29 protein-coding genes are annotated in these 23,717 nt (G+C 58.3%); all 29 read left to right on the top strand.

What is annotated here, in order from left to right; translation table 11 throughout:
* The first annotated feature begins 379 nt into the window (after window positions 1-379).
* Window positions 380-715 (top strand): hypothetical protein, encoded by a 336-nt coding sequence (locus BM70_RS33730; RefSeq protein WP_256220948.1) that lies wholly within the window; start codon window positions 380-382, stop codon window positions 713-715.
* 177 nt (window positions 716-892) lie between these two features.
* Entirely contained in the window at window positions 893-1,333 is a 441-nt protein-coding gene (locus tag BM70_RS33725) for a hypothetical protein (RefSeq protein WP_256220947.1), read from the top strand.
* Window positions 1,334-1,369: 36 nt separating this feature from the next.
* Window positions 1,370-1,696, top strand: coding sequence for a phage holin, lambda family (locus BM70_RS0126890; protein WP_025858896.1), 327 nt, complete (start codon window positions 1,370-1,372; stop codon window positions 1,694-1,696).
* Window positions 1,693-2,079 (top strand): hypothetical protein, encoded by a 387-nt coding sequence (locus BM70_RS0126885; RefSeq protein ID WP_025858895.1) that lies wholly within the window; start codon window positions 1,693-1,695, stop codon window positions 2,077-2,079. Before BM70_RS0126890 ends, BM70_RS0126885 begins: the two co-directional genes overlap by 4 nt.
* Before the next feature lie 167 nt (window positions 2,080-2,246).
* On the top strand, window positions 2,247-2,987 hold the full coding sequence (locus BM70_RS0126880) for a hypothetical protein (RefSeq protein ID WP_025858894.1): 741 nt from the start codon (window positions 2,247-2,249) through the stop codon (window positions 2,985-2,987).
* Window positions 2,988-3,136: 149 nt separating this feature from the next.
* Window positions 3,137-3,682 (top strand): terminase small subunit, encoded by a 546-nt coding sequence (locus BM70_RS0126875; RefSeq protein WP_025858893.1) that lies wholly within the window; start codon window positions 3,137-3,139, stop codon window positions 3,680-3,682.
* On the top strand, window positions 3,654-5,594 hold the full coding sequence (locus tag BM70_RS0126870) for a phage terminase large subunit family protein (RefSeq protein WP_025858892.1): 1,941 nt from the start codon (window positions 3,654-3,656) through the stop codon (window positions 5,592-5,594). The genes BM70_RS0126875 and BM70_RS0126870 overlap by 29 nt, the downstream gene beginning before the upstream one ends.
* A 5-nt stretch (window positions 5,595-5,599) precedes the next feature.
* Window positions 5,600-5,803, top strand: a complete 204-nt coding sequence (locus tag BM70_RS0126865; protein WP_025858891.1) for a phage head-tail joining protein — start codon at window positions 5,600-5,602, stop codon at window positions 5,801-5,803.
* 1 nt (window position 5,804) lies between these two features.
* Window positions 5,805-7,319 (top strand): phage portal protein, encoded by a 1,515-nt coding sequence (locus BM70_RS0126860; RefSeq protein WP_025858890.1) that lies wholly within the window; start codon window positions 5,805-5,807, stop codon window positions 7,317-7,319.
* Window positions 7,320-7,326: 7 nt separating this feature from the next.
* Window positions 7,327-9,309, top strand: a complete 1,983-nt coding sequence (locus tag BM70_RS0126855; RefSeq protein ID WP_025858889.1) for a prohead protease/major capsid protein fusion protein — start codon at window positions 7,327-7,329, stop codon at window positions 9,307-9,309.
* A gap of 83 nt (window positions 9,310-9,392) precedes the next feature.
* The gene (locus BM70_RS0126850; RefSeq protein WP_025858888.1) at window positions 9,393-9,746 is read left to right on the top strand and encodes a DUF2190 family protein; all 354 of its coding nucleotides are present in this window, start codon (window positions 9,393-9,395) and stop codon (window positions 9,744-9,746) included.
* Entirely contained in the window at window positions 9,747-10,094 is a 348-nt protein-coding gene (locus BM70_RS31975; protein WP_025858887.1) for a hypothetical protein, read from the top strand.
* A 2-nt stretch (window positions 10,095-10,096) separates the two neighbouring features.
* A complete protein-coding gene (locus BM70_RS0126840; RefSeq protein WP_025858886.1) occupies window positions 10,097-10,651 on the top strand; it encodes a hypothetical protein in 555 nt (184 codons plus the stop codon).
* Window positions 10,648-10,836: a DUF2635 domain-containing protein gene (locus BM70_RS0126835; RefSeq protein ID WP_025858885.1), complete on the top strand. Its 189-nt coding sequence runs from the start codon at window positions 10,648-10,650 to the stop codon at window positions 10,834-10,836. The genes BM70_RS0126840 and BM70_RS0126835 overlap by 4 nt, the downstream gene beginning before the upstream one ends.
* On the top strand, window positions 10,833-12,305 hold the full coding sequence (locus BM70_RS0126830) for a phage tail sheath subtilisin-like domain-containing protein (RefSeq protein WP_025858884.1): 1,473 nt from the start codon (window positions 10,833-10,835) through the stop codon (window positions 12,303-12,305). Before BM70_RS0126835 ends, BM70_RS0126830 begins: the two co-directional genes overlap by 4 nt.
* 23 nt (window positions 12,306-12,328) lie before the next feature.
* Complete coding sequence (locus tag BM70_RS0126825) at window positions 12,329-12,697, top strand: phage tail tube protein (RefSeq protein ID WP_025858883.1); 369 nt, start codon at window positions 12,329-12,331, stop codon at window positions 12,695-12,697.
* Window positions 12,697-12,999: a hypothetical protein gene (locus tag BM70_RS0126820; protein ID WP_025858882.1), complete on the top strand. Its 303-nt coding sequence runs from the start codon at window positions 12,697-12,699 to the stop codon at window positions 12,997-12,999. The genes BM70_RS0126825 and BM70_RS0126820 overlap by 1 nt, the downstream gene beginning before the upstream one ends.
* 100 nt (window positions 13,000-13,099) lie before the next feature.
* Entirely contained in the window at window positions 13,100-14,785 is a 1,686-nt protein-coding gene (locus BM70_RS0126815; protein ID WP_025858881.1) for a phage tail tape measure protein, read from the top strand.
* Between the two features lie 12 nt (window positions 14,786-14,797).
* On the top strand, window positions 14,798-16,048 hold the full coding sequence (locus BM70_RS0126810) for a DNA circularization protein (protein WP_025858880.1): 1,251 nt from the start codon (window positions 14,798-14,800) through the stop codon (window positions 16,046-16,048).
* A complete protein-coding gene (locus tag BM70_RS33425) occupies window positions 16,041-17,159 on the top strand; it encodes a phage baseplate assembly protein (protein ID WP_025858879.1) in 1,119 nt (372 codons plus the stop codon). The genes BM70_RS0126810 and BM70_RS33425 overlap by 8 nt, the downstream gene beginning before the upstream one ends.
* Window positions 17,152-17,685, top strand: coding sequence for a phage baseplate assembly protein V (locus BM70_RS31970; protein ID WP_025858878.1), 534 nt, complete (start codon window positions 17,152-17,154; stop codon window positions 17,683-17,685). The genes BM70_RS33425 and BM70_RS31970 overlap by 8 nt, the downstream gene beginning before the upstream one ends.
* Complete coding sequence (locus tag BM70_RS0126795; protein WP_025858877.1) at window positions 17,685-18,152, top strand: phage GP46 family protein; 468 nt, start codon at window positions 17,685-17,687, stop codon at window positions 18,150-18,152. Before BM70_RS31970 ends, BM70_RS0126795 begins: the two co-directional genes overlap by 1 nt.
* Before the next feature lie 20 nt (window positions 18,153-18,172).
* Complete coding sequence (locus BM70_RS0126790) at window positions 18,173-19,210, top strand: baseplate J/gp47 family protein (RefSeq protein ID WP_218187303.1); 1,038 nt, start codon at window positions 18,173-18,175, stop codon at window positions 19,208-19,210.
* A 9-nt stretch (window positions 19,211-19,219) separates the two neighbouring features.
* Complete coding sequence (locus BM70_RS0126785) at window positions 19,220-19,810, top strand: YmfQ family protein (protein ID WP_025858875.1); 591 nt, start codon at window positions 19,220-19,222, stop codon at window positions 19,808-19,810.
* A 3-nt stretch (window positions 19,811-19,813) separates the two neighbouring features.
* Window positions 19,814-21,070, top strand: a complete 1,257-nt coding sequence (locus BM70_RS0126780; protein WP_025858874.1) for a hypothetical protein — start codon at window positions 19,814-19,816, stop codon at window positions 21,068-21,070.
* Window positions 21,070-21,411 (top strand): tail fiber assembly protein, encoded by a 342-nt coding sequence (locus tag BM70_RS0126775; RefSeq protein ID WP_025858873.1) that lies wholly within the window; start codon window positions 21,070-21,072, stop codon window positions 21,409-21,411. The genes BM70_RS0126780 and BM70_RS0126775 overlap by 1 nt, the downstream gene beginning before the upstream one ends.
* Before the next feature lie 152 nt (window positions 21,412-21,563).
* The gene (locus BM70_RS32770) at window positions 21,564-22,670 is read left to right on the top strand and encodes an acyltransferase (protein ID WP_177326592.1); all 1,107 of its coding nucleotides are present in this window, start codon (window positions 21,564-21,566) and stop codon (window positions 22,668-22,670) included.
* A 69-nt stretch (window positions 22,671-22,739) separates the two neighbouring features.
* Window positions 22,740-23,273, top strand: a complete 534-nt coding sequence (locus BM70_RS0126765; RefSeq protein ID WP_025858872.1) for a glycoside hydrolase family 19 protein — start codon at window positions 22,740-22,742, stop codon at window positions 23,271-23,273.
* Window positions 23,270-23,590, top strand: coding sequence for a DUF6527 family protein (locus BM70_RS0126760; protein ID WP_025858871.1), 321 nt, complete (start codon window positions 23,270-23,272; stop codon window positions 23,588-23,590). Before BM70_RS0126765 ends, BM70_RS0126760 begins: the two co-directional genes overlap by 4 nt.
* Window positions 23,591-23,717: the final 127 nt, after the last annotated feature.

The following is a 23,717-nucleotide window of genomic DNA, read 5'->3' as shown; positions in this document are numbered from 1 at the left end:
TGTCGAAAGCCCGGCCATCGTGTCGGGCTTTTTATTGCCATATTTTTTCTGTGCGGGCATTATCCCGCCTCCATTCCTCACTCAGCTCTCCATCCCTCTCATTTGGGGGTTGGGCTGAGGAGTGGTCCAAGCCCAGCCCACGCGCTGGGTTTTTTTATGCCCAGAATTTATGCGAGAGCGTGGAGCCATAGCCAGGGTGGGCCTTCGGGCAGGGCCTGGACGCGGTATAGCCGGTCGTCACGCGTTACGGTAGAACACCGGCAGCATGAGCAGCCCATACCTGTGCTTCACGGGCTGGCTCAAGCGGACTGCTGGAAAGACAGCACACCTATTTCAAGGCTCGCCATATCGGCGGGCCTTTTTTATTGAGGCACAGAAAATGTCCGATCCTCAAATCCAGGCACTGATTGCCCAGGTTCAAGCGAACACCGCCCAGATTGAAGCCGAGTCCAGTGCGAGAACAGTTGCTGACGAGGTGCTGGCCAAGCGGATCGGTTCGTTGGAGACATCGCTAACTGGCGATATCCAGAGCGCCAACTATGTACCGGGCGTTTCCGGCTGGAAGCTCAACCAGGGCGGTGACTTCGAAATCAACTCCTGCACCCTCGGCAGCGCAACCAATGCGCCAGAGCGCCAGATGGTGTCGGTCGAAGTGGCCAGCTGGAGCAAGTACGACTTGCCCAAGAACGCCGCCAACCTGCTCCAGTTCATGTAGGCCGAGCTGCAAAGGGTTCCGGAAGAGTACCGCCATGCCGCCGAGTTCGAAGAGTTCGATGCGAGCTACGGCGATGAGTCGTTTAATGCGCGCCTATTCCTGAGCTACTCCCGCCTCGAAACCGAGCAAGAACTGGCTGATCGTCTCGAGAAGGCGAAGGTCGCCGGCACGCAGATCGTGCAGGCGGGCGGCTGCACCACGATCACTTGTGATGGTGTCGTGCTGGTACGGTTCGGCAATCTGGACCAGTCAGAGCCCGAGCAGCCTAAGCCATTCGTAGTGGCAGGCGGCGAGGCCTTCATCAGTCAGGCATTCGTCAATGATGCAATTGTCACCCAGGCAAGAACGCTTGAGTCGGCCCTGAGCGCGAGTCTTGATTCGCAGATGCTGGTGGCGGCCGAAAAGTTCGCGATCAAGTACCCAACTGAATTCGAGCGGAAGCTGGCGGGAGGCGTGGATGCGGTGCTTGACGCTCTCGCCGGAAAGATCGGGGATACCAAGCTCGGGCAGGAGCTGAAAGAGCAGACTGACCTGCTGGGATCGAATCTCGCTGACCAGGTCAAGGCCGTGATCCGCAAGGAGCTCATGCAGGGCGGCCTGCTTCACCGTTCACGCTAATCCATTCCTTCACTCCCAACCCGGGAGGATATCGAGATGAACCCGATGCCTGAGAAAACTCCCGACTTCTGGGCCCAGGTCTGGCTGGTCCTCTCGAACCCACTGTGGCAGGGCGCAATTATGGCCTTCACGATCACCTTGTTGCGCGTGCTGTACGACGCCAAAGAGCCGAACTACTGGCGCACCTTGTTCGAGGCGTTGCTGTGCGGGGCCTTAAGCCTGTCTGCCAGTAGCGTCATCGAGTGGATGGCCTGGCCGCCCAGTCTGTCAGTGGCTGCTGGTGGTGCTATTGGCTTCATCGGCGTGACGGCGATCCGGGACCTGATCATCAGGTTCTTGGGCAGAAAGGCGGACTCAGTATGAAGGCGATCGCTGCGGCAATCATCATCGCGCTGGTCGGCATTCTGCTCGTTGGCATCCAGCAGTACCGGGTTATCGCCCTGCGCACCGAAGTGCAGTTCGAGGCGACCGAGAAAAAGAAAGCCGTCGACGCGAACGCCGAGAGCCAGGCCACCATCACCACTTTGCGCGATGAAGCCAAGCGCAACGCTGCCTATACCGCTGACCTTGCCAAGCGCATCAGGGCCAGCGAGAAGAAAGCCGAGAAGGCGAGGAAAGACTTTGAAGACCTCAAACGCAACAGCAAGCCTGTTCGTGACTGGGCTGCTCAGCCTCTGCCTGACGGCCTGCGCGGCAAGGCCGACAGTGGTAACAAAGACCCAGGCCGTAAGGCTGGAAGCCCCTGAACTGATCCCGTGCGAACGGATTGATGAGGATGCCGCCGACCTTCGCCTGAATGGCGATGTGTGGGAGCTGAAGGACAGGGCAATCAACCTGCTCGATACATGTGCAGACCAGGTGGATGCCCAGATCAAACGTAGCCAGAGCAAGTAGCCAGCCTCGGTGATCTCAGATGTTCCAGATCAATGCTCGAACCAACATCGAAGAGCTATCGAAGGCGCTTCGAACAGTTGGTGAAAAACAACTGCCATTCGCCTTTGCGCTGATGGCCACCCGCCTGGCCGTACTGGTTAAGAAGGGCGAGTTGTCGGTATTGAAAGCGCGCATTGATCGGCCGACGACAACGACCCTGAATAGCCTGTATGTGAAGCCGGCCAAGAAGGGCAAGCCAGAGGCCCGCACGTTCTTCAAGGACGCATGGACATCTGGCGTTCCCGCCGACACATACCTGCAGCAGGCAGTGAAAGGTGGTCGCCGGCCTCATAAGCGTTTCGAGAAAGCACTGATCGCCAAAGGGATCATGAAGCCCGGGCAGTTCGCATTGCCGGCAGCGTCAGCACTCAATCAGTTCGGCAACGTTCCGCGCGGCACGATCATGAAGATCCTGTCGGGCCTTGGTGCTGCCGAGACTGTCAGCGGTGTGCAGGCCAACGCCACGGGTAGCAAACGCAGTAAGCGTAAGGGCAATGCCCAGAAGTATTTCGCCGGCGAAGTCGACGGCACCCAGGGTGTTTGGGAAAGGAAGAAGACAGCGTGGGGTGATGGGGTTCGGCCGGTGTTCATCTTCAGTGATGGAGAGCCTGGCTACCGAGTCATCCTCCCGTTCTTCAAGATCGCAGACAACATCGTGAAGGCGAACCGTGTGCGCGAGTTCCAGAGCGCCATGGACACGGCCTTGGCTACGAAACGATAGGGATTCTCAATTGCGTGTGTGTTGGTGCACCAAGGTGGTGCGCCCCCCCCCTTTGGGTCCTTCCTAGGTCCCCAGCCCCATGCGGGTAATTCGGGCCCCGCGCGCCAAATATGTATGACCTTTTTCCCACGGTTGGTTGTTGTTTAATCATGGCCAAAAACGAAACAACCAAACAGCGCGGGTGGTTGAACAAATCCGAGATGGCTTCGAGCCTCGGGATTTCCCCGCAAGCCTTTGACAAATGGGGAGTTGCGCCCGTCGCACGCATCGGTCGAGAGGCGTTCTATACCGTGCAGAACGTGGTGGAAAACCGCGTTGAACATGCGCAGCGGAAACAACAACCGACGGGGGATGGAACCGAAGGTCTCGATCCGCTGATCGAGTACAAGCTGCTCGAAGAGCGCCGCGGCCTCACCGCCGCTCAGCGCATTGCCCAGGAGAAGAAGAACCTGGTGCTGAACAAGCAGCTCGTGCCCGTTCCATTCGCCACATTTGCCCTGGCAAAAATCGCCGCTCAGATCGGCTCGAAATTGGACACCGTCGGCAAGACCGTCACTCGACGCCACCCGGAGGTTGACCCTCGCATCATCGAGTCGGTCGAGCGGGAGATTGCGCTTGCTCGAAATATTGCCGCCAGCTTTGGCGAGCAACTTCCGGAATTATTAGATGAGTACGCTGAGTCCGTGGCTGAATGATCTGCGCAAGTCGATCAAGCTCGGACTCCAGGCGCTTTACAAAGAACCCCCGCAAACCGCCGTCGAGTGGGCGGATGCAAATTTCTATATGTCCGCCGAGTCCTCCTACAACGAAGGCAAGTGGACGACTGAGCCGTTTCAGGTTGCGATCCTGAACAGCATGGGCAACGACCTGATCAACGTCGTAAACTTCATCAAGTCGGCGCGGATCGGCTACACCAAGCTGTTGATGGCGAACATCGGTTATAAGATTCAGCACAAGCGCCGCAACGTGATGATGTGGAGTCCTACCGACCCGGACGCCGAGGACATCAGCAAGAGCCACGTCAATGGCATGATCCGCGACGTACCTGCGGTGGGTGACCTGGCGCCGTGGTTCGGCCGCAAGCACAGCGACAACACGCTCGACCAGAAGATATTCGCGAACCGCCGGACACTCTGGATCCGGGGCGGCAAGGCTTCGCGCAACTACCGCGAGAAGTCAGCCGACGAGGTGATCTACGACGAGTTGTCCAACTTCGACGAGAGCGTCGAAGGGGAGGGCTCGCCGATCACCCTGGGTGACAAGCGCCTCAATGGTGCGATCTACCCTAAGTCGATTCGTGGCTCAACGCCAAAGCGTGTCGGATCCTGCCAGATCACCAAGGCGGTCGAGGAGTCGCCATACCTGCTGAAGTTTCACATCGACTGCCCGCACTGCCACCAAGAGCAGACGCTCAAGTGGGGCGGCAAGGATTGCGAATTCGGCCTGAAGTGGGAAAAGAACGCACTCGGCGAGGCGGAAAAAGCTTGGTACTTGTGCGAGCACGCAGCCTGCGTGATCTGGCACAACGAGATGGTCGAGGCGTCGAAGACTGGTCGCTGGATCTGCGAGCACACCGGCATCTGGACCCGTGACGGGATGGACTGGTTTGGGGTTGACGGCGAAATTATGCGCACCCCGCGTTCTGTCAGCTTCAGCATCTGGGCGATTTACAGCACCTGGAGTACCTGGCTCAGCCTGGCGGAAGAGTGGCTGAAGGTGAAAGGCGATGTGTCAAAGCTGATCACCTTCATGAACACCACGCGCGGCGAAACGTGGGACGACGACCAGGGCGAGAAGCTCGACTCCGAAGTTCTGTATGGGCGCCGCGAAGTTTATCCGCAGGTCCCGGCCCTCGGCCTTGTTCTTGTGGGTGGCATCGATACTCAGGACGACCGCTTCGAGGGCCGTGTCTGGGCGTTCGGTCCGGGCGAAGAAGCGTGGTTGGTGCATCGGTTCATTTTGATGGGCGACCCTGCGAGCGAAGAGCTTCGCCGCAAGGTGGGCCTTGAGCTGCACAGGCAGTTCACCCGCGTGGACGGCACCGTCATGAAGGTTGAGCGCTGGACGTGGGACGCCGGCGGCCACTATGCCGACGAGGTGTACGCCGAAAGCCGTAAGCATGGCGTGCACTGGGTCGTGCCAATCCGTGGTGCGACCATCTACGGTAAGCCGATCGCGAACTTCCCGCGCACAAAGAACAAGGTGCACAAGGTCTTCCTGACCGAGGTCGGTACCGACAACGCCAAGGAATTGCTCTACAGCCGGATGGGCCTGCCAGTCGATACGGCAGCCTCCCAGGCGGGCGTGTCTCAGCCCGGTGTCGTTCACCTTCCGGCCAACGACGTGATCTGCGACGAGTCGGAGGTCAAGCAGCTCACCTCTGAAAAGAAAAAAGCAGCCATCTCCAAAGGCAAGCGCGTGATGCGCTGGGACAGCGGCGGCCGTCGAAACGAGGCGCTCGATTGCTTCGTGTACGCGCTCGCCGCTCTGCGCATCTGCCAGCAGCGGTTCGGGCTTGATCTTGATCTGTTGGTTGCTGCTGTCACCGGCGGAAATGAACCGGACGCTGAAGAACGGCCGCGGAAAAAATCCTCTCACTGGAAATAAAACTGATGGCCTACACGATCGAGCAATACAGCGCCCTGCAGGCGGCCATCGCCGAAGGAGCGTTATCGGTCCGCTATGCCGACAAGAGCGTCACCTACCGGTCACTCGACGAGATGATGCGGATCCTCAAGCTGATGGCCACCGAGCTTGGACTGAACGCCTGCAACGATGGCGGCCGTCGCTACACCTCATTCTCCAAGGGATACTGATATGGGCATGATCGATAGCCTTTTCCCTGGGCTTGCGGCGAAGCGGTCTGAGCAACGGTTGAAAAAGCTACGCACGGATATGGCGCTGGACATGATCAAACGCCGCTTCGAGGGTGCAGCAGGCGGCCGCAGGAATGATGGGTGGCGAAGTTCGGGTACCGATGCCAACGCAGAGAATGCTCCGGCACTTGCGGTTCTGCGCAACCGAGCGCGGGACATGCGCAGAAACAACCCATATGCCGAGCGCGCCGTAACGGGTATCGCTGACAACGTGGTGGGGGCTGGTATCGTCCCACGCCCGATGGGCAAGGACCGCGACAACAAAACCCTGGTTGCTCTCTGGAAGGCGTGGGCTGAAACCACGCTATGCGATGCAGACGGCCTGGAGAATTTCTACGGCCTGCAGCACAAGATCATGGAAACCGTCGCTGAGTCTGGCGAGTGCCTGCTGCGCAGGCGCCGTCGATTCAGTTCCGATGGGTTACCGGTGCCGGTTCAACTTCAGTTGCTTGAGCCGGATTTTCTCGACGAGAGCAAAGCCGATATCGTCGGCTTAAATCGGATCATCCAGGGCATTGAGTTCGATGCGTTGGGCCGGCGGGTAGCTTACTGGCTGTTTGACGAGCACCCGGGTGGAAACCGTGTATTCGGGTCGACGCAGTCGAAGCGTGTTCCAGCCGAAGACGTGATTCACATATTTTTGCCGAAACGGCCGGGACAGGCGCGGGGCTATACCTGGTTCGCCCCCGTCATGCAGCGCATGCGCAGCTTTGACGAGATGGAAGATGCGGTGATGGAGCAGGCGAAAATCGCCTCTTGCTTCGCTGCATTCATCACCAAGGACGACAACATCAACCCACAACTGAAGAAGCCGCCTCTGTTGGACCGGGTTGAGCCCGGGATTATCCAAGAGCTTGGCTTCGGCGAGAGCGTCAGCTTCGGCACGCCACCTTCCTTCAACGGCTACACCACCTACTCCTGGCAGCAACTGCACGCCATGGCAGTGGGCCTGGGGATCCCATACGAGTTGCTAACGGCGGATCTCAAGGGCGTCAACTTTTCCAGTGGTCGTCTGGGCTGGCTTCACTTTGCCAGGCGCATCGATGTCTGGCAGTGGCGAATGCTCATCCCCCAACTCTGTGACCCGGTGTGGCGTTGGTTCATGGAAGGGCAAGTACTACTGCCTGGGGGTGTGCGGGATGACGTTAAGGCGCAGTGGGTACCGCCCCGGCGCGACATGGTTGACCCAAAAGCAGAAACCGACAACGTCAAGGATCGCGTCCGCAACGGCCTAACAACTTGGCCCGATGCGCTGCGCGAACTGGGCGTGACCGATCCAAAACAACACGCGCAGGACATCGCCGATTCCAACGCATTGCTCGACAGCCTTGGCCTGATCCTCGACTGCGATCCGCGAATGGTTGCGGCCGCAGGCTCTGCCAGTCAGACGCCACCACCCGAAGAGAAGACCGACGATGGCAACTCAGACACAGCCGACGACCAACAAAACGCATGAGACGCCAATGCTCAGCCTGCGCGCAGCCGTGCGGCCAGGCTCGGTGGATGTGGATTCTCGCACTGTTGAACTGACCTGGACCACCGGCGCAAAAGGGCGTCGTTGGTCATGGGACGTCGGCAGTTACATGGAAGAGCTTGAGGTCAGCGACACCGCTGTCCGCCTTGACCGCCTCAATAACGGCGCGCCTTTCCTCAACGCACACAACTCCTACGATCTCGACGACGTGATTGGCGTGGTGGAAAAAGCGTGGATTGATGGCAACGAAGGTCGGGCGTTGGTCCGGTTCAGTAAGCGCGACGACGTCGAGCAGATTTTCAAGGATGTCCAAGACGGAATCCTTCGCAACATTAGTGTCGGCTATGCGGTGCACCGATACGAAGTCACCGAAAGCGCCGACGACAAGCTGCCAACCTACCTCGCCGTCGATTGGGAGCCATTGGAGCTGTCTCTGGTCCCGATCGGCTTCGATGACGGCGCGAAGGTGCGCAGCGCCAAAACCCCGGCCGAGTATGAAGGCCAACGATTCCACACAATTTTTGAAGTTCGGGAGGCAAATCAGCCAACCGGAAAAACGGCCGCCGTGCCTACGACCCCAGAGGAAGATGCAATGACCGAAGAAGAGAAGCGCGCGGCGGAAGAAGCGAAACGCGCAGCCGAGGAAACCATTCGCCGCCAGGCGGAAGAGTCGGAGCGTAAACGCAGCCTGACTATTCGTAGCATGGCGCAGAAGGTGAAGCTGAACGACGAGCCCTTCGTCGAAGACCTGGTTGCCCGCGGCGTTTCTGTTGCTGAAGCCAGCGCAGCGCTGATCGACAAGATCGCCGAAACGCAGAACAGCACCCAGCCACAGACTCGCAACAGCCAGCCAACCACTGTGAACGGTGGACAGGATGTCGCCATCCTGAACGCCAAGCGCTCTGCCATGCAGAATGCTTTGCTGCACCGCTGCGACGCCACCGTCAAGCTGGAAGACGCGGGCCGCGAGTTCCGTGGCATGCGCCTGGTGGACATGGCTCGTGAGTTCGTCGAGATGGCTGGCGGTAACGCGCGGGGCATGACGCCGCAGGAACTGGCCCGCGCAGCATTGGGCTGTGATCGCCAGGCAGTGCGCGCCGCCGGCATGCACAGCACCAGCGACTTCCCGCTGCTGCTCGGCAGCACTGTGAACCGCACCCTGCGTGATGCTTACGCCAATGCCCCTCAAACCTGGCGCCCGCTGGGCCGTCAGACCACGGTACCGGACTTCCGAGCCGTAACCCGCGCAGCTCTGGGTGATATCTCCGCACTGGAAGCCGTCAAAGAACACGGCGAGTACAAGTACGGCACGCTGTCCGAGGACGGGGCGCCTATCAAAGTCGCCAAGTTCGGCAAGATCATCGCACTCACCTGGGAAACCATCGTGAACGATGACCTTGGCGCGCTCACCCGCATCCCGGCTGCGCTGGGTAATGCGGCGGCCGCGACTGAGTCGAATGTGGTTTGGGCCCTGTTGTTGGGTAACCCCAACTTCGCTGATGGCGTACCGTTTTACGACGCAGGCCACGGCAACGTTGCGGGCGGTGGCGGTGCGATCAACACCACTACCTTGGCTGCCGCTCGCGCCGCCATGCGCAAGCAGAAATCCAAAGCTGGCGAGTTCCTCAACCTGTCGCCGGAGTTCCTGGTGGTTGGTCCGGATAAGGAACTGGAAGCCTTCCAGTTCACCAGTTCGGTTTACGTGCCGGCGAAGAACGCTGACATCAACGATGTGCGCAACGCCTCGCTGACTGTGATCGTCGACGCCCGCATCACTGGTAATCAGTGGTACCTGTTCGCTGCGCCAGGTTCCATCGACACCTTTGAATATGCCTACCTCGAAGGCGAGCAGGGCGTGTTCACCGAAACCCGCGAGGGCTTCGAAGTAGACGGCATGGAAATCAAAGCCCGCCTGGTGTTCGGCGCCGGCTGGATCGACTACCGCGGCGCATACAAGAACCCGGGCGCGTAAGCCAGGAGTTCGATCCAAACCCAAAAGGGCGCCGTGTGGCGCCCTTTTTGTTTTTCAGTTCTTGTCTCTAAAGGGGACCTTGCATGAAGACTTTCATCCAGCACGGCGACTGCCTGACTGTTCCAGCACCAGCCGGCGGCACTGTTTCGGGCGAGCTCTACAAAGTCGGTTCGATTGTCGGCGTGGCTGCTACTACCGAAGCAGCTGCTGCCCCGGTGGTGCTCAAGCTCGACGGCGTGTTCGGCCTCAACAAAATCAGCGGCCAGGCATGGGCAATCGGTGACCCGATCTACATGAACACCACCAGCCGCGCCCTGACTAACGTTTCGGCCACCGGGCTGGTGTTGGTGGGCATGGCAACTGAGGTTGCTGCTAACCCGTCAGCCACCGGCGTTTGCCGCCTGAACGGCGTATCTGCGCCGGCGGCGGTGGCGTAAATGGGCTGGGCCTCCATGGCCCAGCGCATGCTCGGCGTTTCGATCCGCACCTTCAGTGAGCCGACAGCAGCGCTTGATCCGTTGGGCGCTGTGTTCTGGCTTACCGATGGTGTTGCGCCTGGTGTGCCGCTGGCGCAAGCGGTGTTCGACAGCGCTCACGTTACCGTCGATCCAGAGACTGGCGCGCCGGTGTCTTCTAACAACCCCACCCTCGGGGTTCGGGTGATTGACTTGCCGAACGAGCCTACGAACCGGGATCGCGTCCAGGCGCGTGGCTCTTTGTACAAAATCCACGACGTGCAAGCCGACGGAGTGGCGGGCGTAACTTTGTTCCTTCGCAAGGTTTGAATATGGCTCACCCACGAGAACTGATCCGCAAGCAGGCCGTTGCGGTGCTGCTGGGTGCCACAAATGCGGGGGGCAGCGTCTATGCAAGCCGCGTGGCTCCGCTCATTTCCAACGGATGGCAAAGCGAGCTGCCGGCGATCATCGTTTACACGATGGATGAATCGGCAGAGATCTTTAACCAGGCCCCCAGGGAGTACAGGCGCAGGGTAGAGCTGGTGGTGGAAATTCACGCCGAAGGAAACGTGGCGCTGGACGACACGCTCGATACGCTGGCCCGCCAGGTAGAGCGCCTCCTGCTTATGGACGACACGCTCGGCGATACGGTGAATGACCTGCAGTACGTGCGCTCGCGCATGGTTCTGCTTGACCAGTCGGAGAACTTGACGGGCGCGTGCCGCCTCATCTTCGACGCTGAATATTTTGATCGTCACCCTGACGACCTGTTCAACCAAAGCCTGCCAGACCTGAAGTCGGTTAAGACCGAATACAGCCTGGGTAACGCGCAGCCGAATCCGGCTGATCGCGCAAAAACCATCATCGAGGACCTGAATCCATGACCACGCGCGTGCTCGTGAAACCGGCCGAGGGCCGCCTGGTGCGTCACCCCGACACCTATGAGCAGATCAAGCCAGAAGGCTTGCCTGTTGAACTCAACAGTTACTGGATCCGCAAGGAAAAGGCCGGTGACGTCGTCATCAAAGAGGCTGTAGTACCGGCCGAAACCAAGGGTGAAAAACAATGACCATCGGAATGGATACGATTCCTGGTGCCGGCGCGCTTCGCAAGCCTGGTGTTTACAGCGAGATCGACAACAGCAAGGCGGTGCGCGGCCCTCAGCCGGTCAGCTACCGTCGCCTTCTGATTGGTCAGAAGCTGGCCGCCGGCGTTGCCGCTGCCAACACCCTGATCCGCATCACCAGCCCGGCTCAGGCAGACGTTCAGTTCGGGAAGGGCTCGATGCTGGCTGGTATGGTTCGCGCGGCGATGGCGATCGACACCTACACCGAGCTACAAGTGATGCCGGTGGTTGATAATCCAGCAGGTGTAGCAGCAGCCGCCACGCTGGCGTTCACTGGCCCTGCCACTGCATCCGGCACCATCGAGCTGATGATCGCCGGGCGCCGTGTTTCTGTCGGCGTGATCAGTGCCGACACCGCAACCGTCATCGCGGCCTCCGTGGTCGCAGCAATCACGGCCGCGGATGACATGCCAGTAACGGCCACCGCCGCGACAGGTACCGTTACGCTGACCAGCCGCCACAAAGGCGAGGCCGGCAACAGCTTGAACGCCCGTGTGAGCTACTACACCGGCCAGGTGCTGCCGTCCGGTGTGGCGGTCACTATCAGCGCTTTCACCGGTGGCTCTGGGAACCCAGAACTGGGTTCTGCGCTGGCGGCTCTGGGTGATGAGTGGTTCCAGGTATGGGGTCTGGCATATACCGACGCAGCCACCCTGGCGACGGTGAAGACTGAACTGAACAGCCGCTTTGCGTGGGATCGTGAAATCGAGGCCCACGCCTTCACAGCGGCGCGCGGCACTCAAGGCTCCCTTGGAACCCTTGGCGACAGCCACAACAGTCAGCACCTGGTCATCATGATGGCCAACGACGAACCGATGCCGACGTACGAGAAGGCCGCGGAGACCATGGCGATTGCGGCCCTGTACGCCGCCATCGACCCGGCCCGGCCAATCCAAAATCTTCAGTACGCCTGGTGCCTGGCGCCCGCCACCGCGGACAAGTTCACTAACCAGGAACGGAACCTGTTGTTGTTCGACGGTATCGCCACCAGCAAGGTCAACAACGACGGCACCATGGTCGTAGAGCGCCTGATCACGACGTACAAGACCAACACCGCCGGCGGTAACGACATCAGCTACCTGGACAGCGAGACGCTGTTCACCCTGATGTTCATTCGCCACGACTGGCGCGACTACATCCTGCGCAAGTACCCGCGGCACAAACTTGCCAACGATGGCACGCGCTACGGCGTCGGGCAGCCAGTGGTAACACCGGTGGTGATGAAGGCCGAGGCGGTCTCGAAGTTCCGTGAGTGGGAGCGTCTGGGGCTGGTGGAGAACATGGAAGACTTCAAGGCCAACCTGATCGGCGAGCGTAACGAGAGCGACCCAAATCGCCTGGATATGCTGATCCCGCCTGACCTGGTCAACCAGCTGCGAATCGTCGCCAACAAAATTCAGTTCCGCCTGTAACGGCGATTGCCAGGAGAAAGAACATGGCAGCAAAAAACCGTATTGGCGGACTCATCGCCTTGAAGGTCAACGGCGACATTTACTTCGCCAAGGGCGCTTTCACTTACAACCTCGGCAAGCCCAAACGCGAAGGCGTGGTGGGCTCCGATGTTGTCCACGGCTACAAAGAAACCCCTCAGATTCCATTTATTGAGGGTGAGATCACCGATCGCAACGAGCTGAGTCTTGAAGAACTGGTCACGCTCGATGACGCAACCATCACGCTGGAACTCGCAAACGGCAAGGTCATCACCCTGAGTGAGGCTTGGTACGCAGGCGAGGGCACCGGCAACACAGAAGAAGGCAATATTGCTTGCCGCTTCGAAGGCATCTCTGCCGAGGAAATCTCGTAATGGCAAAGGAAAAAACGATTCAACTCGCCGAGCAAATCACGTTCGGCAAGGACACGTTCACTGAGCTGACCGTGACCCGCAAGCTGAAATACCTGCGCGGCCATGCGTTGCGTATCACCTCGGATGGCAAGGGCAACGGCGGCGCGGACATGGACTTCGCCACGCTGATTGACCTCGGCGCCAAGATGGTTGGACATCCTCCTGCATTGCTCGACGAGCTGAGCGAGGACGATCAAGCCGCCGTCATCGGCGAGGCCCGGGATTTTTTGCTGAAGCACCTCGGGGGTGGGAAGGAGGCGTAACCGTCGTCGTCAAAGTTATGAGCGTTCAGCCGTCGGAAGTCATGGAAATGGATTTCGACGAGCTGAACTGGTGGCTTGAGCGCACCGAGGAGTGGGTTGGATGGCAGACAAAGGATACTCCCTAAACGTCATCATCGCGGCCGTGGACAAGATTACGGCGCCGCTGCGTGGGATTTTCGGCAGGGTCAAAGCCGCGAGTGCCGGCATTGCCGGTGCGCTTGATCGTACAGGTCTGCCGATTTTTGCGAACAGCCTGAAGAACGTTGGCGGTGCGATTGGGGGCGTGGGTAGCGCGGTTGCCTCGAGCACCCGCAAGCTGCTTGGGCTGGGGGCCACGCTTGGCATCACAGGCGCTGCGTTGAACATGTTTTTCCAGGGCTTCGCTGATGCGACCGGTGCAATTGGTGACACTGCCGAGCGCACTGGCATTAGCCGCGAGCGATTTCAGGAACTCAGCTTTGCCGCGAAGCTCAGCGGGTCTTCCGCCGAGACCCTGGGCGGCGCCCTGCAGAAGATGCAGATCAACATCGGCGCTGCGACGGCGGGCTCGAAAGAGCTTTCGCAAATGTTCATAGGCCTGGGCATAAACATCAAGGACTCGTCCGGAAAGCTGAAAAGCTCCGATGCTTTGTTCGACACTTTCGTTGATCGAATCTCGAAGATCAAAGACCCGTCCCTTCAGGCTCAGGCGGCCGTGAAGATATTCGGAAAGAGTGCCACCGAGCTACTCCCGCTGATCCGCGGGGGTAGTGCGGGGCTCAAGGAAATGTCAGACGAGGCGCGCCGCCTCGGCGTCGTCATTTCTGACAGCGCGGTTCGTGAAGGCGAGGATTTCGGAGATACGCTTGACACGATCCATGCGGCACTCGGCGGTGTCAGCAATAGCATCGGGAGCTCCCTGGTACCGCAGTTGAATATGCTGGGCAAGCGGTTGATTGAGACGATCGTCAAGTACCGCCCACAAATTGAAGCATTCGCCACGGCTTTCGCCGAAAACCTGCCTGGCAACATCGAACGAGTCACCGGCTTTCTTGGTGATCTGTACGACGGTGTCCAGCCGGTGATCGAGATATTCAGCTCACTTTCCGACACCTTCGGCACGGCCAACCTGATATTTACAGCGCTGGGCCTGTACATCGGCGGCGGCTTCCTGATGGCGGTGCTGAACCTGGCGCTGGCCCTGAAGGGACTCGGGTTGGCTATCACTCTCACGCCGGTCGGCTGGTTCCTGGCGGCGATCGTGGCCATCGGCGCTGCGGCCTACGTCATCTACAAGAACTGGGACAACATCGTCGGGTTCTTCGAAGAGAAATGGGCGGGCGTCAAGGCGGCCTTCAGTGACGGAATAATCAACGGTATCTGGAAGCTTTGGAAGGAATACAACCCCATCACTTTGATGATGGAAGGCTTCAATGGACTGATCAAGTACCTGACAGGCTGGGATCTGGGCGCAATCCTCGGCAGCAAGATCACCGAGGCTGTTGCCGCCATCAAGAACGGATTGCCCGACTGGGCCAAGAAGTTGCTTGGCATTGATGGTGCCGGGGTCAGCGGAGGCGCTGAGGGTGGTTCGCCGTCGGCTGCCACTGGTGGTGCCGATACTGACCTTGGCCGACGCGCGGCTCAGATCGGCAGGGATGCTGTTCAACAGTTGGCCCAGCCGGAGCAAGCAGTAAGGGTGCAGGTCGACCTGAACAACGTCCCAGCAGGGTCCAAGGTGAAAACCGAGGGCAGCCAGGGAGCGACATTCGATACCGACATCGGTTACTCGATGACGGCCCCGTAACCGGAGTTCCCTATGGCTTGGCGAGACAACTACCGCGCCGCGACCTTTCGCGGCGTGGGCTTTTTTGTGGCTACAGCAGACAGCAGTCATGGCCGGCGCCAGGCGGTTCACGAGACGGCGCAGCGCGATGTCCCGTATACAGAAGACCTTGGCCGCAAGTCGCGAGAGTTCAGTATCACCGGCTACCTGCTGGGCAAAGAATACGATGTAGCCCGGGAAGAGCTGATCAAAGTCTGCGAGCAAGCGGGCCCTGGCGTGTTGGTTCATCCGTACCGAGGTGAACTGACTGTGGTCTGTCGCGGGCTCACTGTCAGCGAGTCCTCAGAAGAGGGTGGCAAGTGCACGCTCTCCATGACGTTCCTGGAGGCGGGCGAGGCGTCTTACCCCTCAGCCAAGGTCGATAGCGTCAATGCGATCAGTGCAAAGGCTGGCGAGGTCACCGAGGCCAGCAAGGAAAACTTCGTTGCCGACTTCCTCACCAAGGGTTACCCATCGTTCGTAGCTGAGGCCGCCACTACGCAGATTAAAGGGTTGAGCGACTTTTTGAGCTCGCCTGAGTTCATCGTTTCAAGCGACATACAGGCAGTATCCGACTACTACGACAAGGTCAAAGGCATCGGCTCTGATGCGTTCAATCTGATCCAGGCGCCGTTCGAGTTCGCCGGCCAGGTCGTTGACGCGATCAGCAGCATCCGGTCAGCGTTCGGAAGCAGCGCGTTCGGAATGCTGATGAGTCTTTACAGCCAGTATTTCCCAAGCTCCGACGATTCATCCTCTTCCGCTACCCCTAGCCGACAGCAGGTCGTGAGGAACACCAGCGCCGTTTCCGCGCTCGTTCGTCAGGCCGCCATTTCTGAGGCGGCTGTCGCCGCAGTGGTCACGCAGACAACCGAGGATGTTTCCAACGGCGGCACAAAAACCACCTCTGAGCCGACTAAATACGATAGCTACGAGGCGGCCATTGCGGTGCGCACTGAGCTTTCCGACAGGCTCGACGAGGAGAGCGAATCGACCAGTAACGACCTGGTGTATGTCGCGGTTACCGATTTAAGGACGGCCGTGGTTCAGGCCGTTCCGGATCCCGAGCAGGACTTGCCCAGGCTCTCGAAGTTCTCACCGAGACAGACGCTGCCATCTCTAGTTGTTGCATACCAGCTCTATGGCGATGCCGGCAGAGCTGAAGACATCGTGTTGCGCAATGACCCCCGTCGCCCAGGCTTTCTGATTGGCGGCCAACAGCTTGAGGTTCTCGCAAATGGATGACCTTGAGCTGTTGGTCAACGGCATGAATTACGCGGGATGGACCCAGGCTGGAGTAACGCGCGCTGTTGATGCTTCCTCTGGCGCGTTCACTGTGACCCTGACGGAGCGCTGGGAAGGGCAGGAGGGCAGGGGGGCTCAGGTCGAGCCCTGGCCCATTCTCCCTGGCGATAAGTGTGAGGTCCGTCTCGGCGGGATAACGATGGTGGTCGGCTATGTCGACATCTTCAAGCCTTCGTTCAGTGCGAATGATCACACCATCAATATTCAAGGCCGTGACCGGACATCGGACCTGATCGACTGTAGTGCCGTGCACACGCCGGACGAGTGGAAGAACATCGATCTATTGCGCTTCGCTCAGGTCCTGGCTCAGCCATTCGGCGTCGGCGTTTCGGCGGATGTCCCAGTGGGCACTCCATTCACGATATGCAAACTGCAGCAGGGCGAAACAGCGTTCGAAGCAATTGAGCGTTACGCCAAGCAAAGACGCCTATTGCTGACGACGGATGGTGCCGGCGGCCTATTAATCACCCGTGCGGGTAACAAGCGTGCGTCGGTCGGCTTGGTTCAGGGTGAAAACATCCTCAGTGCCACCGGCAGCATCGATCACAGCCAGCGTTTCCGCAATTACCTGGTTAAAGGGCAGGCTGGATACAACCCAAACAGTGATGGAGGCACTGAGGCGCACGTCGAGGGCGGGGCAAGCGACAGCGGAATCAGGCGTTATCGACCGATGCTGATCGTCGCTGAGTCCGGTGGATCGAACGGAAGCGCCCAGGAGCGAGCTACCTGGGAGGCCAACAGCCGGCTGGGAAAATCAGCTTCCGCTTCCATAACCGTCCAAGGCTGGCGGCAAAGCCCGGGTGGGCCAATCTGGGAGCCAGGAATGCTGGTGCAGGTCAAGTCGCCGTGGTTGCGGATGGACGGGCAGATGATTATTCGGCAGGCCACCTATGAGCGGGGGGAGGGCGGTACCACGACCAAGCTCGACATCGTCAGCCCCCAAGCCTTTTCGCCAGAGCCTCCCGATTCGAAGAAAGGCAAGGCAGGGAAAAAGGGCGGTCGGAATATTTGGGCGGAAGCCATCGGGGAAGAGGATAAAAAAGATGGGTAACCCAATTCGCGATCTCAGCAACCGCGTGATGATGATGTTTGCCCGCGGTGTTGTGCGCAGGGTCACCGACACGAACGGACGGCAGCAGTTGCAGGTGGAGTTGCTCAAGGACGAGCTGCGAGACGATATCGAACACATGCAGAACTACGGCTTCACCAGCCACGCAAAGGGCGGCGACGTGGCGGTGGCCTTCATTGGCGGCAACCGCGAGCAGGGCATAGTCCTCGCCGTCGATGATCGCCGCTACCGGCTCGTCCTGCAGGCTGGAGAGGTCGCGATGTACGACGACCTTGGCAACAAGGTTGAGCTGCTGCGCGACATGGTTAAGGTCACGGCTGTTCAGCATGCAGAGGTGGAGGCCCCGACCATCAAGATGATCGGAGAGATTGAGATGGTCGGTAACGTAAAAATCCAGGGGAATATCGATTCCACTGGCACCGTTACAAATAACGGCAAAAACATCGGCAGCACCCACCAACATGACGGGGTGTTGGTCGGATCCGCAAACACGGGAGCGCCAATTTAATGGCCGATGCCGCAATGGTAATGACCGAGTTCGGTGGAGACCTGGTGCTGTTTGGTTTCGACCTTGAGCGCGATGACGGCCTTGAAACTGCCGTAATCATCAGCGTATTCACCGATCGTCGCGCCAGTGCTGAGCAGATCCCGCCCGAATATGAGCAGGACGATTTGCGCGGCTACTGGGGAGATCTCACAAACGCCTCGGCGACCGACCAGACGGGCTCGCTGCTCTGGCTATTGGCCAGGGAAAAAGAACTGCCGCAAACGTTGAGCCGCGCCGAGCAATATTGCCGAGACGCCCTGGCCTGGATGATTGATGACGTGGTGGCCACGACGATCGAGGTCGCCGCTTCATATCACTCGCGTGGCGTGATGCTGCTCGTTATCGACATCTATCGCCCGACCGGCCCGGCCGTTCGCTACCGATACAACTATGAATGGTCGGCCCAGGCCGGCAAGAGGGCTGCCTGATGCCATTTGCTAGACCAACCTTGCCGGAGCTCATTGACCGGGTTACCACCGACATCAGCGGGCGCGTGACCGGCGTCCAAAGCGCTGTGCTGCGCCGCTCGCTGCTGGGGATCCTCGCCCGGTCTGAGGCTGGCGCAGTGCACATGCTGTACGGCTTCCTTGAGTGGGCAGCCAAGCAGGCGATTATTGATACGGCCGAAAAGGAATACCTCGAGCGGTGGGCGGCGATCTGGAAAGTCTTTCGCAAGGCCGCTGATTATTCGACCGGCGCCGCGCTGCTTGCCGGTGCAATCGGGTCAACGCTTCCGTCCGGGACGATCCTTCAGCGGCAAGATGGTGTGCAGTACCGCGTCGTGTCTGATGCGGTGTTCACCGACATCACGCTCCAGCCTACTGTTGTTGCATTAGAGGCTGGTGCCGCCGGCGACGCCCCGGCCGGAACGCCACTGTTTCTGTTGTCGCCCGTTGCCGGTGTTCAATCGACCGGCTCTGCGGCCACGGACATTGATGGCGGTCTTGATGTTGAGACGGATGCTCAGTTGCTTAACCGTCTGCTGAAGCGCATCAGGCAGCCACCCCATGGTGGTGCTGCTTCAGATTACGAGCTCTGGGCTCTTGAGGTCCCAGGCGTCACCCGTGTGTGGGTCTATCCGCTTCAGATGGGCGTCGGGACTGTGACGGTGTTGTTCGTCTGTGATGGTGAGACCGACATCATCCCGGACGTGGCGAAAGTCGCAGAGGTTCAGGCTTACATTGACGCCCGTCGCCCGGTGACCGCAGAGGTGTTTGTGGCGGCTCCTATCGCCGATCCGCTCAATCTGGCGGTGAAGCTTTCGCCGAACACCGCGGCTGTCCAGTCCGCGGTGCGGGCAGAAGTCGCCGACCTGATTGTCCGCGACTCGAAACCGGGAAGCCCGATATTGATCAGCCGCCTGCGCGAAGCTGTCTCTATCGCGGCAGGCGAAGCGGACAACCAGATAACGGCGCCGACCGCAGATGTCACCCACGCCACCGGTCACATGGCGGTGCCAGGCACCATAACCTTCTCCAGCTTTTAAGGAGGCGTAATGCCGACAGCTGCCGACTACCTGGAGCAGCTGAAAACGCTGCTGCCTCCTGGACAAGCATTCCCCCGGGAATCTGGAACCACGCTTCACAGCCTGCTTGATGGCATGTCGATTGAACTGGCTCGGGTAGATGGTCGAGGCGAAGCGCTTCCTATGGAGGCCAACCCATCCAGCACCAGCGAGATGCTGAGCGACTGGGAGAGGGTCGCAGGCCTCCCCGATAAATGCTCCGGTGTTCTCGAAGAAACGCTGCAAGGCCGGAAGAACGCTCTGCTGGCGAAACTATCCAGCACTGGCGGGCAGTCCGCCGCCTACTTCATCGAGTTGGCCGGGGTGCTGGGTTACACCGTCACGATCCAAGAGTACCGACCGTTCCGCGCGGGGCTTTCTCGCGCCGGGGACGCGCTCACCAACGGCGACTGGGTCTTCACCTGGCTGATTCGCGCTCCAGAGACATCAGTTATTTCCTTCAGGGCTGGCGTGTCTGCGGTCGGCGAACGGCTGCGCACATGGGGCAACGACACCCTCGAATGCAAAATAAATCAATTGAAGCCAGCGCACACGATCGCGCTCTTCGCCTACGGAGATTGACGCATGCATAGAATTGACGGCCCGGGCGCCACGGTCGACAACCGTTTCACGGAAGGCGACCCGGTAGGCGGCATCCAGGCAACAGTGGTCACTGATGATTTCCTGAATGATGTTCAGGAAGAACTGATGAGCGTCTTAACTGCCGCCGGCGTAACGCCCGTAAAAGGCACCCAGAACCAAGTTCTTCAGGCTGTCTCTAAGTTGGCCCAGAATCAGACTGCCCAGGCTTTTACCACGGGGGGGACTGGAGCGGCGCTCACCCTCACGCCGTCGCCTGCAATCTCTGCATACGCGGCGCCACTGCGTTTCAGCGTCAAGTTTCATGTGGACAGCGGCGCAAACCCAACGCTGAACGCCTCGGCAAAAGGGGCGAAGTCGCTCAAGCAATACAGCGCAACAGGCGCGAAGGTTGCTGCAGTTTTCTTCGCCGACCAAATTGGTGACGTCGTTTACGATGGTGTTGACTGGGTGCTGGTGGACCAACTGCCAACGACGACTGCAAATCTGGTTGGTATTCGAGGGGCCGCGCTTAATCTCCGGGTATCTGCCACAGGAACCGACTCGGTTATTGCTATCACTGCTGATGAGTTGCAGGTCGAGAACGCAGCGGGCCAGTTCATCACGCTGCGTAACGTGTCATGTACCGCGTCGTTCGCAGTGGCTGGAGCAGGCGGCTTGGCATCTGGCGCTGCCAATAGTCAGCTGGCATCAACTCTGTATTACGCTCATGTGATCTGGGACGGCACCACAGCCAAGGGATGGCTAGCACCGGACGTAAACCCGGCCACGCCACTCCCTGGCGCGTTTACCCACAGGACTTTAGTTGCTTGGACTATCACAGATAGTACCACCAATAAGTTTCCACTAAGTTTTATAAAGAATGGGAGAATTGGCCAGTTCAAAGTTGGAGGGAACGTCACGCAGCTGCCGAGGATGGTCTCCGGAATCCAAGGGAATCCGAATACTCCATCATGGGTGGCTGTAGCAATCTCGCCATATTTTGCGCCAAATGTCGCAGCCATATATTTAAGCCTTTATAGTCAAGGGGCGTTAACACAAACAGTTCTAGCTCCCAGCAATAATTATGGCGCAGCCAACGCATCGACTAACATGCCATTGGTCAATATTAGTAATAGCTCATCAAACTCTAACCAGAACAATTTCCTGGCTAGAATAGTGCCTGAAAGCAATTCGGTTTATTACGCCTCAAACGCAACAGTATCTAATCTTTCAGCAGTAGGGTGGGAGGATAATTTCTAATGGGTTATGCAATCAGAAACGACAAACAAGGCTGGCGCTTGGTAGTTGATGCAGTTGAGGTTGGGCCGGATGAGTATTGGAGTGATCTCCCAATTGAGATAGTTCCACGTCCGCTAACTCAGGAAGAGCTGTTGCGTCTGGTGAATGCTGAGCGTGATCAGCTGTTAATGCTTGCGGCCATACGTATTGCGCCTTTGCAGGATGCTGCTGATCTTGACGTCGCAACCGTATCGGATGCTGAAAATCTGAAGCTTTGGAAGCAATACCGCATTGCTGTAAATCGCGTAGGTCAGCAGCCTGGATACCCTGAGATAATCGAGTGGCCACCCCAGCCCGCTTGATCTCGCTTTATGTGTATTGCTGTAAGAATGTACGCAAGTCCGTTCTCAATTTGGCTCGGTCGCATGCTCGCATCATGGGTTTACGTGGCTGACTGTCCGTGTATCCAGTATGATACACGGACAAGGGGAATTTGCGCTCAGGGGTGCCGGGCTTGTCTACAAAAAATGAAATACTGCCGCTAACCGGACTGAGGTTTATTGCGGCTCTGTATGTTTTTCTTTTTCATATGCAGATCAATTGGCCATTTGCGCCAGGTGGAGTTGTTAAAAAAGTTATCGAACAGGGCGCAGTGGGGATGTCTGTTTTTTTTGTGCTATCTGGCTTTCTTCTTGCGTACCAATACTCTGGCCGATACGAAGACAAAAAAGGATATTTTTTAAAACGGCTTGCAAGGATATATCCTATATATGTTGTTGCTGCGCTGAGCACTATTCCTTGGATGTGGCGAGGACAGATATTTACGATTTGGGATACCGCCGCCCTCGTTGTGACGAATATATTCGTTATGCAAGCATGGGTCCCTAGCTATTTTGGCTTTTGGAATAACGGCGGAAGCTGGTCTATTTCTGTGGAAGTGTTTTGCTACGCAATTCTCCCATTTGCAGCTCCCTGGATGACTAAGCTTTCAAACGGTCGCATAGCATCGCTAGCGGTACTTTTGTATGCCTGGTCAGTGATCCCTGGACAACTAGGGAGGATATGGCCAGACCTGCCGTTCGCGTTTTTCTACGCGCTGCCCGCATTTAGGGTTTCCGAGTTTCTTCTGGGGGTTTGCGGATTTTTGGCCATTCAGAGAGGTTTTAGATTCTCGCGCCCAAATTTAGCAGTTGTCGTCATTCTGATAGTCTTTGTATTTTTGATTAAGCGGCGAGCTCCAGGTGTCCAATACATTGGGTATAATTGGATGGTTATGCCAGTTGTAGTTGGATTAATAATGGCTCTATGTCAGTCTGATGGTCGTATTTATAAGTTGTTGTCATGCAATGTTTTTGTATGGCTAGGAAAGATAAGTTATTGTTTCTACTCCTTTCAGGCTCTAGTGCTGCTGCTTATGATCAAGTTTCACGCAGATCTGATTGCAATGTCCTCTATATTCAGCATAAATTGGGTTTTGTGTATTTTTGCCTTTGTTCTTCTTATTTTGCTATCTGCGCTGGGGCATCACCTCGTTGAGGAGCCTTGCCGAAGAAAGATACAGAAATGGGCAGCCGTACGCGGATACGACCGAGCCGCTAAAAGAGAGTCCTATTCTGTGTAGCAGTTGAACAGGGTTCTAACTATTAAAAAAGCCCGCCAAGAGCGGGTATTTTTTTGCCTGGAGAAAAGCATGCCGATCACCCAGCAGCAGTTGCTGCAGATTCTCCCGAACGCCGGCCGCCAAGCCGGCGTTTTTGTTCCTGCACTGAATACCGCCATGAACCGCTACGGGATCGTTGGCACAGCCCGTGCCGCTGCCTTCATCGCCCAGGTTGGGCATGAGTCCGGCCAGTTGCGTTGGGTTCGCGAGATCTGGGGCCCGACCGCGCAACAGGCCGGCTATGAGGGTCGCGCCGATCTGGGAAACACCGTCAAGGGCGACGGCTCCAAGTATCGCGGCCGCGGGCTGATCCAGATCACCGGGCGCGCGAACTATGCGGCGTGCGGGGAAGCGCTGGGATTGGACCTGATCGACAAGCCGGAGTTGCTTGAACTGCCCCAGCACGCAGCGATGTCGGCGGCCTGGTTCTGGTCTACGAAAGGCCTGAACACATTGGCGGATCAGGGTGATTTCCCGAAGATCACCCGCCGCATTAACGGTGAACTGAACGGCCTGGAAGATCGGCTGCAATTGTGGGAGCGAGCAAAAAAGGTGCTGGCATGAGCGAAATAAAAACGATCTCCCGCGTCCTGGGCCAGGCGGCAGACGGGTCGCTGTGGTTTTTCTGCAATGGCTGCGACCTTCCGCATAGCCTGAATGTTGGAGCCGGCCCTGGCCCACGTTGGGACTACAACGGTAACCCCGAGGCGCCAACGTTCACGCCTTCTGTGCTGTCGCGCTATGGGATGCATGGGAAGGATGTTGTCTGCCACTCATTCATCACCGATGGGCGAATCCAGTTCCTAGGCGACTGCACTCACGCTTTAGCTGGTCAGACGGTCGATCTGCCGAATTGGGAGGAGTCATGGGCGAATTGGTGACGCAATAAAAGATCGCTTTCAGATGAACGGCTCTGTGGATAACTCGGGAGCCTCAGAAAACAATGTACGTCTATTTGTACGTTTGGCAGACAAACAAAGGGCCTGCATCGCTGCAAGCCCTTGTTTT

Source organism: Pseudomonas sp. CHM02 (genome assembly GCF_000612585.1).
In the GTDB taxonomy this organism is placed as follows: domain Bacteria; phylum Pseudomonadota; class Gammaproteobacteria; order Pseudomonadales; family Pseudomonadaceae; genus Aquipseudomonas.
Note: the sequence above shows the minus strand (reverse complement) of the source record. Positions and strands in the feature narration are given on the sequence as shown.

Coding starts and splice junctions, on each gene's coding strand:
- BM70_RS0126885 (WP_025858895.1), top strand. CDS start 1,693: ATGAAGGCGATCGCTGCGGCAATCATCATCGCGCTGGTCGGCATTCTG.
- BM70_RS0126830 (WP_025858884.1), top strand. CDS start 10,833: ATGACCATCGGAATGGATACGATTCCTGGTGCCGGCGCGCTTCGCAAG.
- BM70_RS0126765 (WP_025858872.1), top strand. CDS start 22,740: ATGCCGATCACCCAGCAGCAGTTGCTGCAGATTCTCCCGAACGCCGGC.
- BM70_RS0126795 (WP_025858877.1), top strand. CDS start 17,685: ATGGCCGATGCCGCAATGGTAATGACCGAGTTCGGTGGAGACCTGGTG.
- BM70_RS0126815 (WP_025858881.1), top strand. CDS start 13,100: ATGGCAGACAAAGGATACTCCCTAAACGTCATCATCGCGGCCGTGGAC.
- BM70_RS0126870 (WP_025858892.1), top strand. CDS start 3,654: ATGAGTACGCTGAGTCCGTGGCTGAATGATCTGCGCAAGTCGATCAAG.
- BM70_RS0126865 (WP_025858891.1), top strand. CDS start 5,600: ATGGCCTACACGATCGAGCAATACAGCGCCCTGCAGGCGGCCATCGCC.
- BM70_RS0126825 (WP_025858883.1), top strand. CDS start 12,329: ATGGCAGCAAAAAACCGTATTGGCGGACTCATCGCCTTGAAGGTCAAC.
- BM70_RS0126785 (WP_025858875.1), top strand. CDS start 19,220: ATGCCGACAGCTGCCGACTACCTGGAGCAGCTGAAAACGCTGCTGCCT.
- BM70_RS0126850 (WP_025858888.1), top strand. CDS start 9,393: ATGAAGACTTTCATCCAGCACGGCGACTGCCTGACTGTTCCAGCACCA.
- BM70_RS0126855 (WP_025858889.1), top strand. CDS start 7,327: ATGCTCAGCCTGCGCGCAGCCGTGCGGCCAGGCTCGGTGGATGTGGAT.
- BM70_RS33425 (WP_025858879.1), top strand. CDS start 16,041: ATGGATGACCTTGAGCTGTTGGTCAACGGCATGAATTACGCGGGATGG.
- BM70_RS33730 (WP_256220948.1), top strand. CDS start 380: ATGTCCGATCCTCAAATCCAGGCACTGATTGCCCAGGTTCAAGCGAAC.
- BM70_RS0126780 (WP_025858874.1), top strand. CDS start 19,814: ATGCATAGAATTGACGGCCCGGGCGCCACGGTCGACAACCGTTTCACG.
- BM70_RS0126760 (WP_025858871.1), top strand. CDS start 23,270: ATGAGCGAAATAAAAACGATCTCCCGCGTCCTGGGCCAGGCGGCAGAC.
- BM70_RS31970 (WP_025858878.1), top strand. CDS start 17,152: ATGGGTAACCCAATTCGCGATCTCAGCAACCGCGTGATGATGATGTTT.
- BM70_RS0126820 (WP_025858882.1), top strand. CDS start 12,697: ATGGCAAAGGAAAAAACGATTCAACTCGCCGAGCAAATCACGTTCGGC.
- BM70_RS0126840 (WP_025858886.1), top strand. CDS start 10,097: ATGGCTCACCCACGAGAACTGATCCGCAAGCAGGCCGTTGCGGTGCTG.
- BM70_RS0126875 (WP_025858893.1), top strand. CDS start 3,137: ATGGCCAAAAACGAAACAACCAAACAGCGCGGGTGGTTGAACAAATCC.
- BM70_RS0126775 (WP_025858873.1), top strand. CDS start 21,070: ATGGGTTATGCAATCAGAAACGACAAACAAGGCTGGCGCTTGGTAGTT.
- BM70_RS31975 (WP_025858887.1), top strand. CDS start 9,747: ATGGGCTGGGCCTCCATGGCCCAGCGCATGCTCGGCGTTTCGATCCGC.
- BM70_RS0126890 (WP_025858896.1), top strand. CDS start 1,370: ATGAACCCGATGCCTGAGAAAACTCCCGACTTCTGGGCCCAGGTCTGG.
- BM70_RS0126880 (WP_025858894.1), top strand. CDS start 2,247: ATGTTCCAGATCAATGCTCGAACCAACATCGAAGAGCTATCGAAGGCG.
- BM70_RS0126860 (WP_025858890.1), top strand. CDS start 5,805: ATGGGCATGATCGATAGCCTTTTCCCTGGGCTTGCGGCGAAGCGGTCT.
- BM70_RS0126810 (WP_025858880.1), top strand. CDS start 14,798: ATGGCTTGGCGAGACAACTACCGCGCCGCGACCTTTCGCGGCGTGGGC.
- BM70_RS0126835 (WP_025858885.1), top strand. CDS start 10,648: ATGACCACGCGCGTGCTCGTGAAACCGGCCGAGGGCCGCCTGGTGCGT.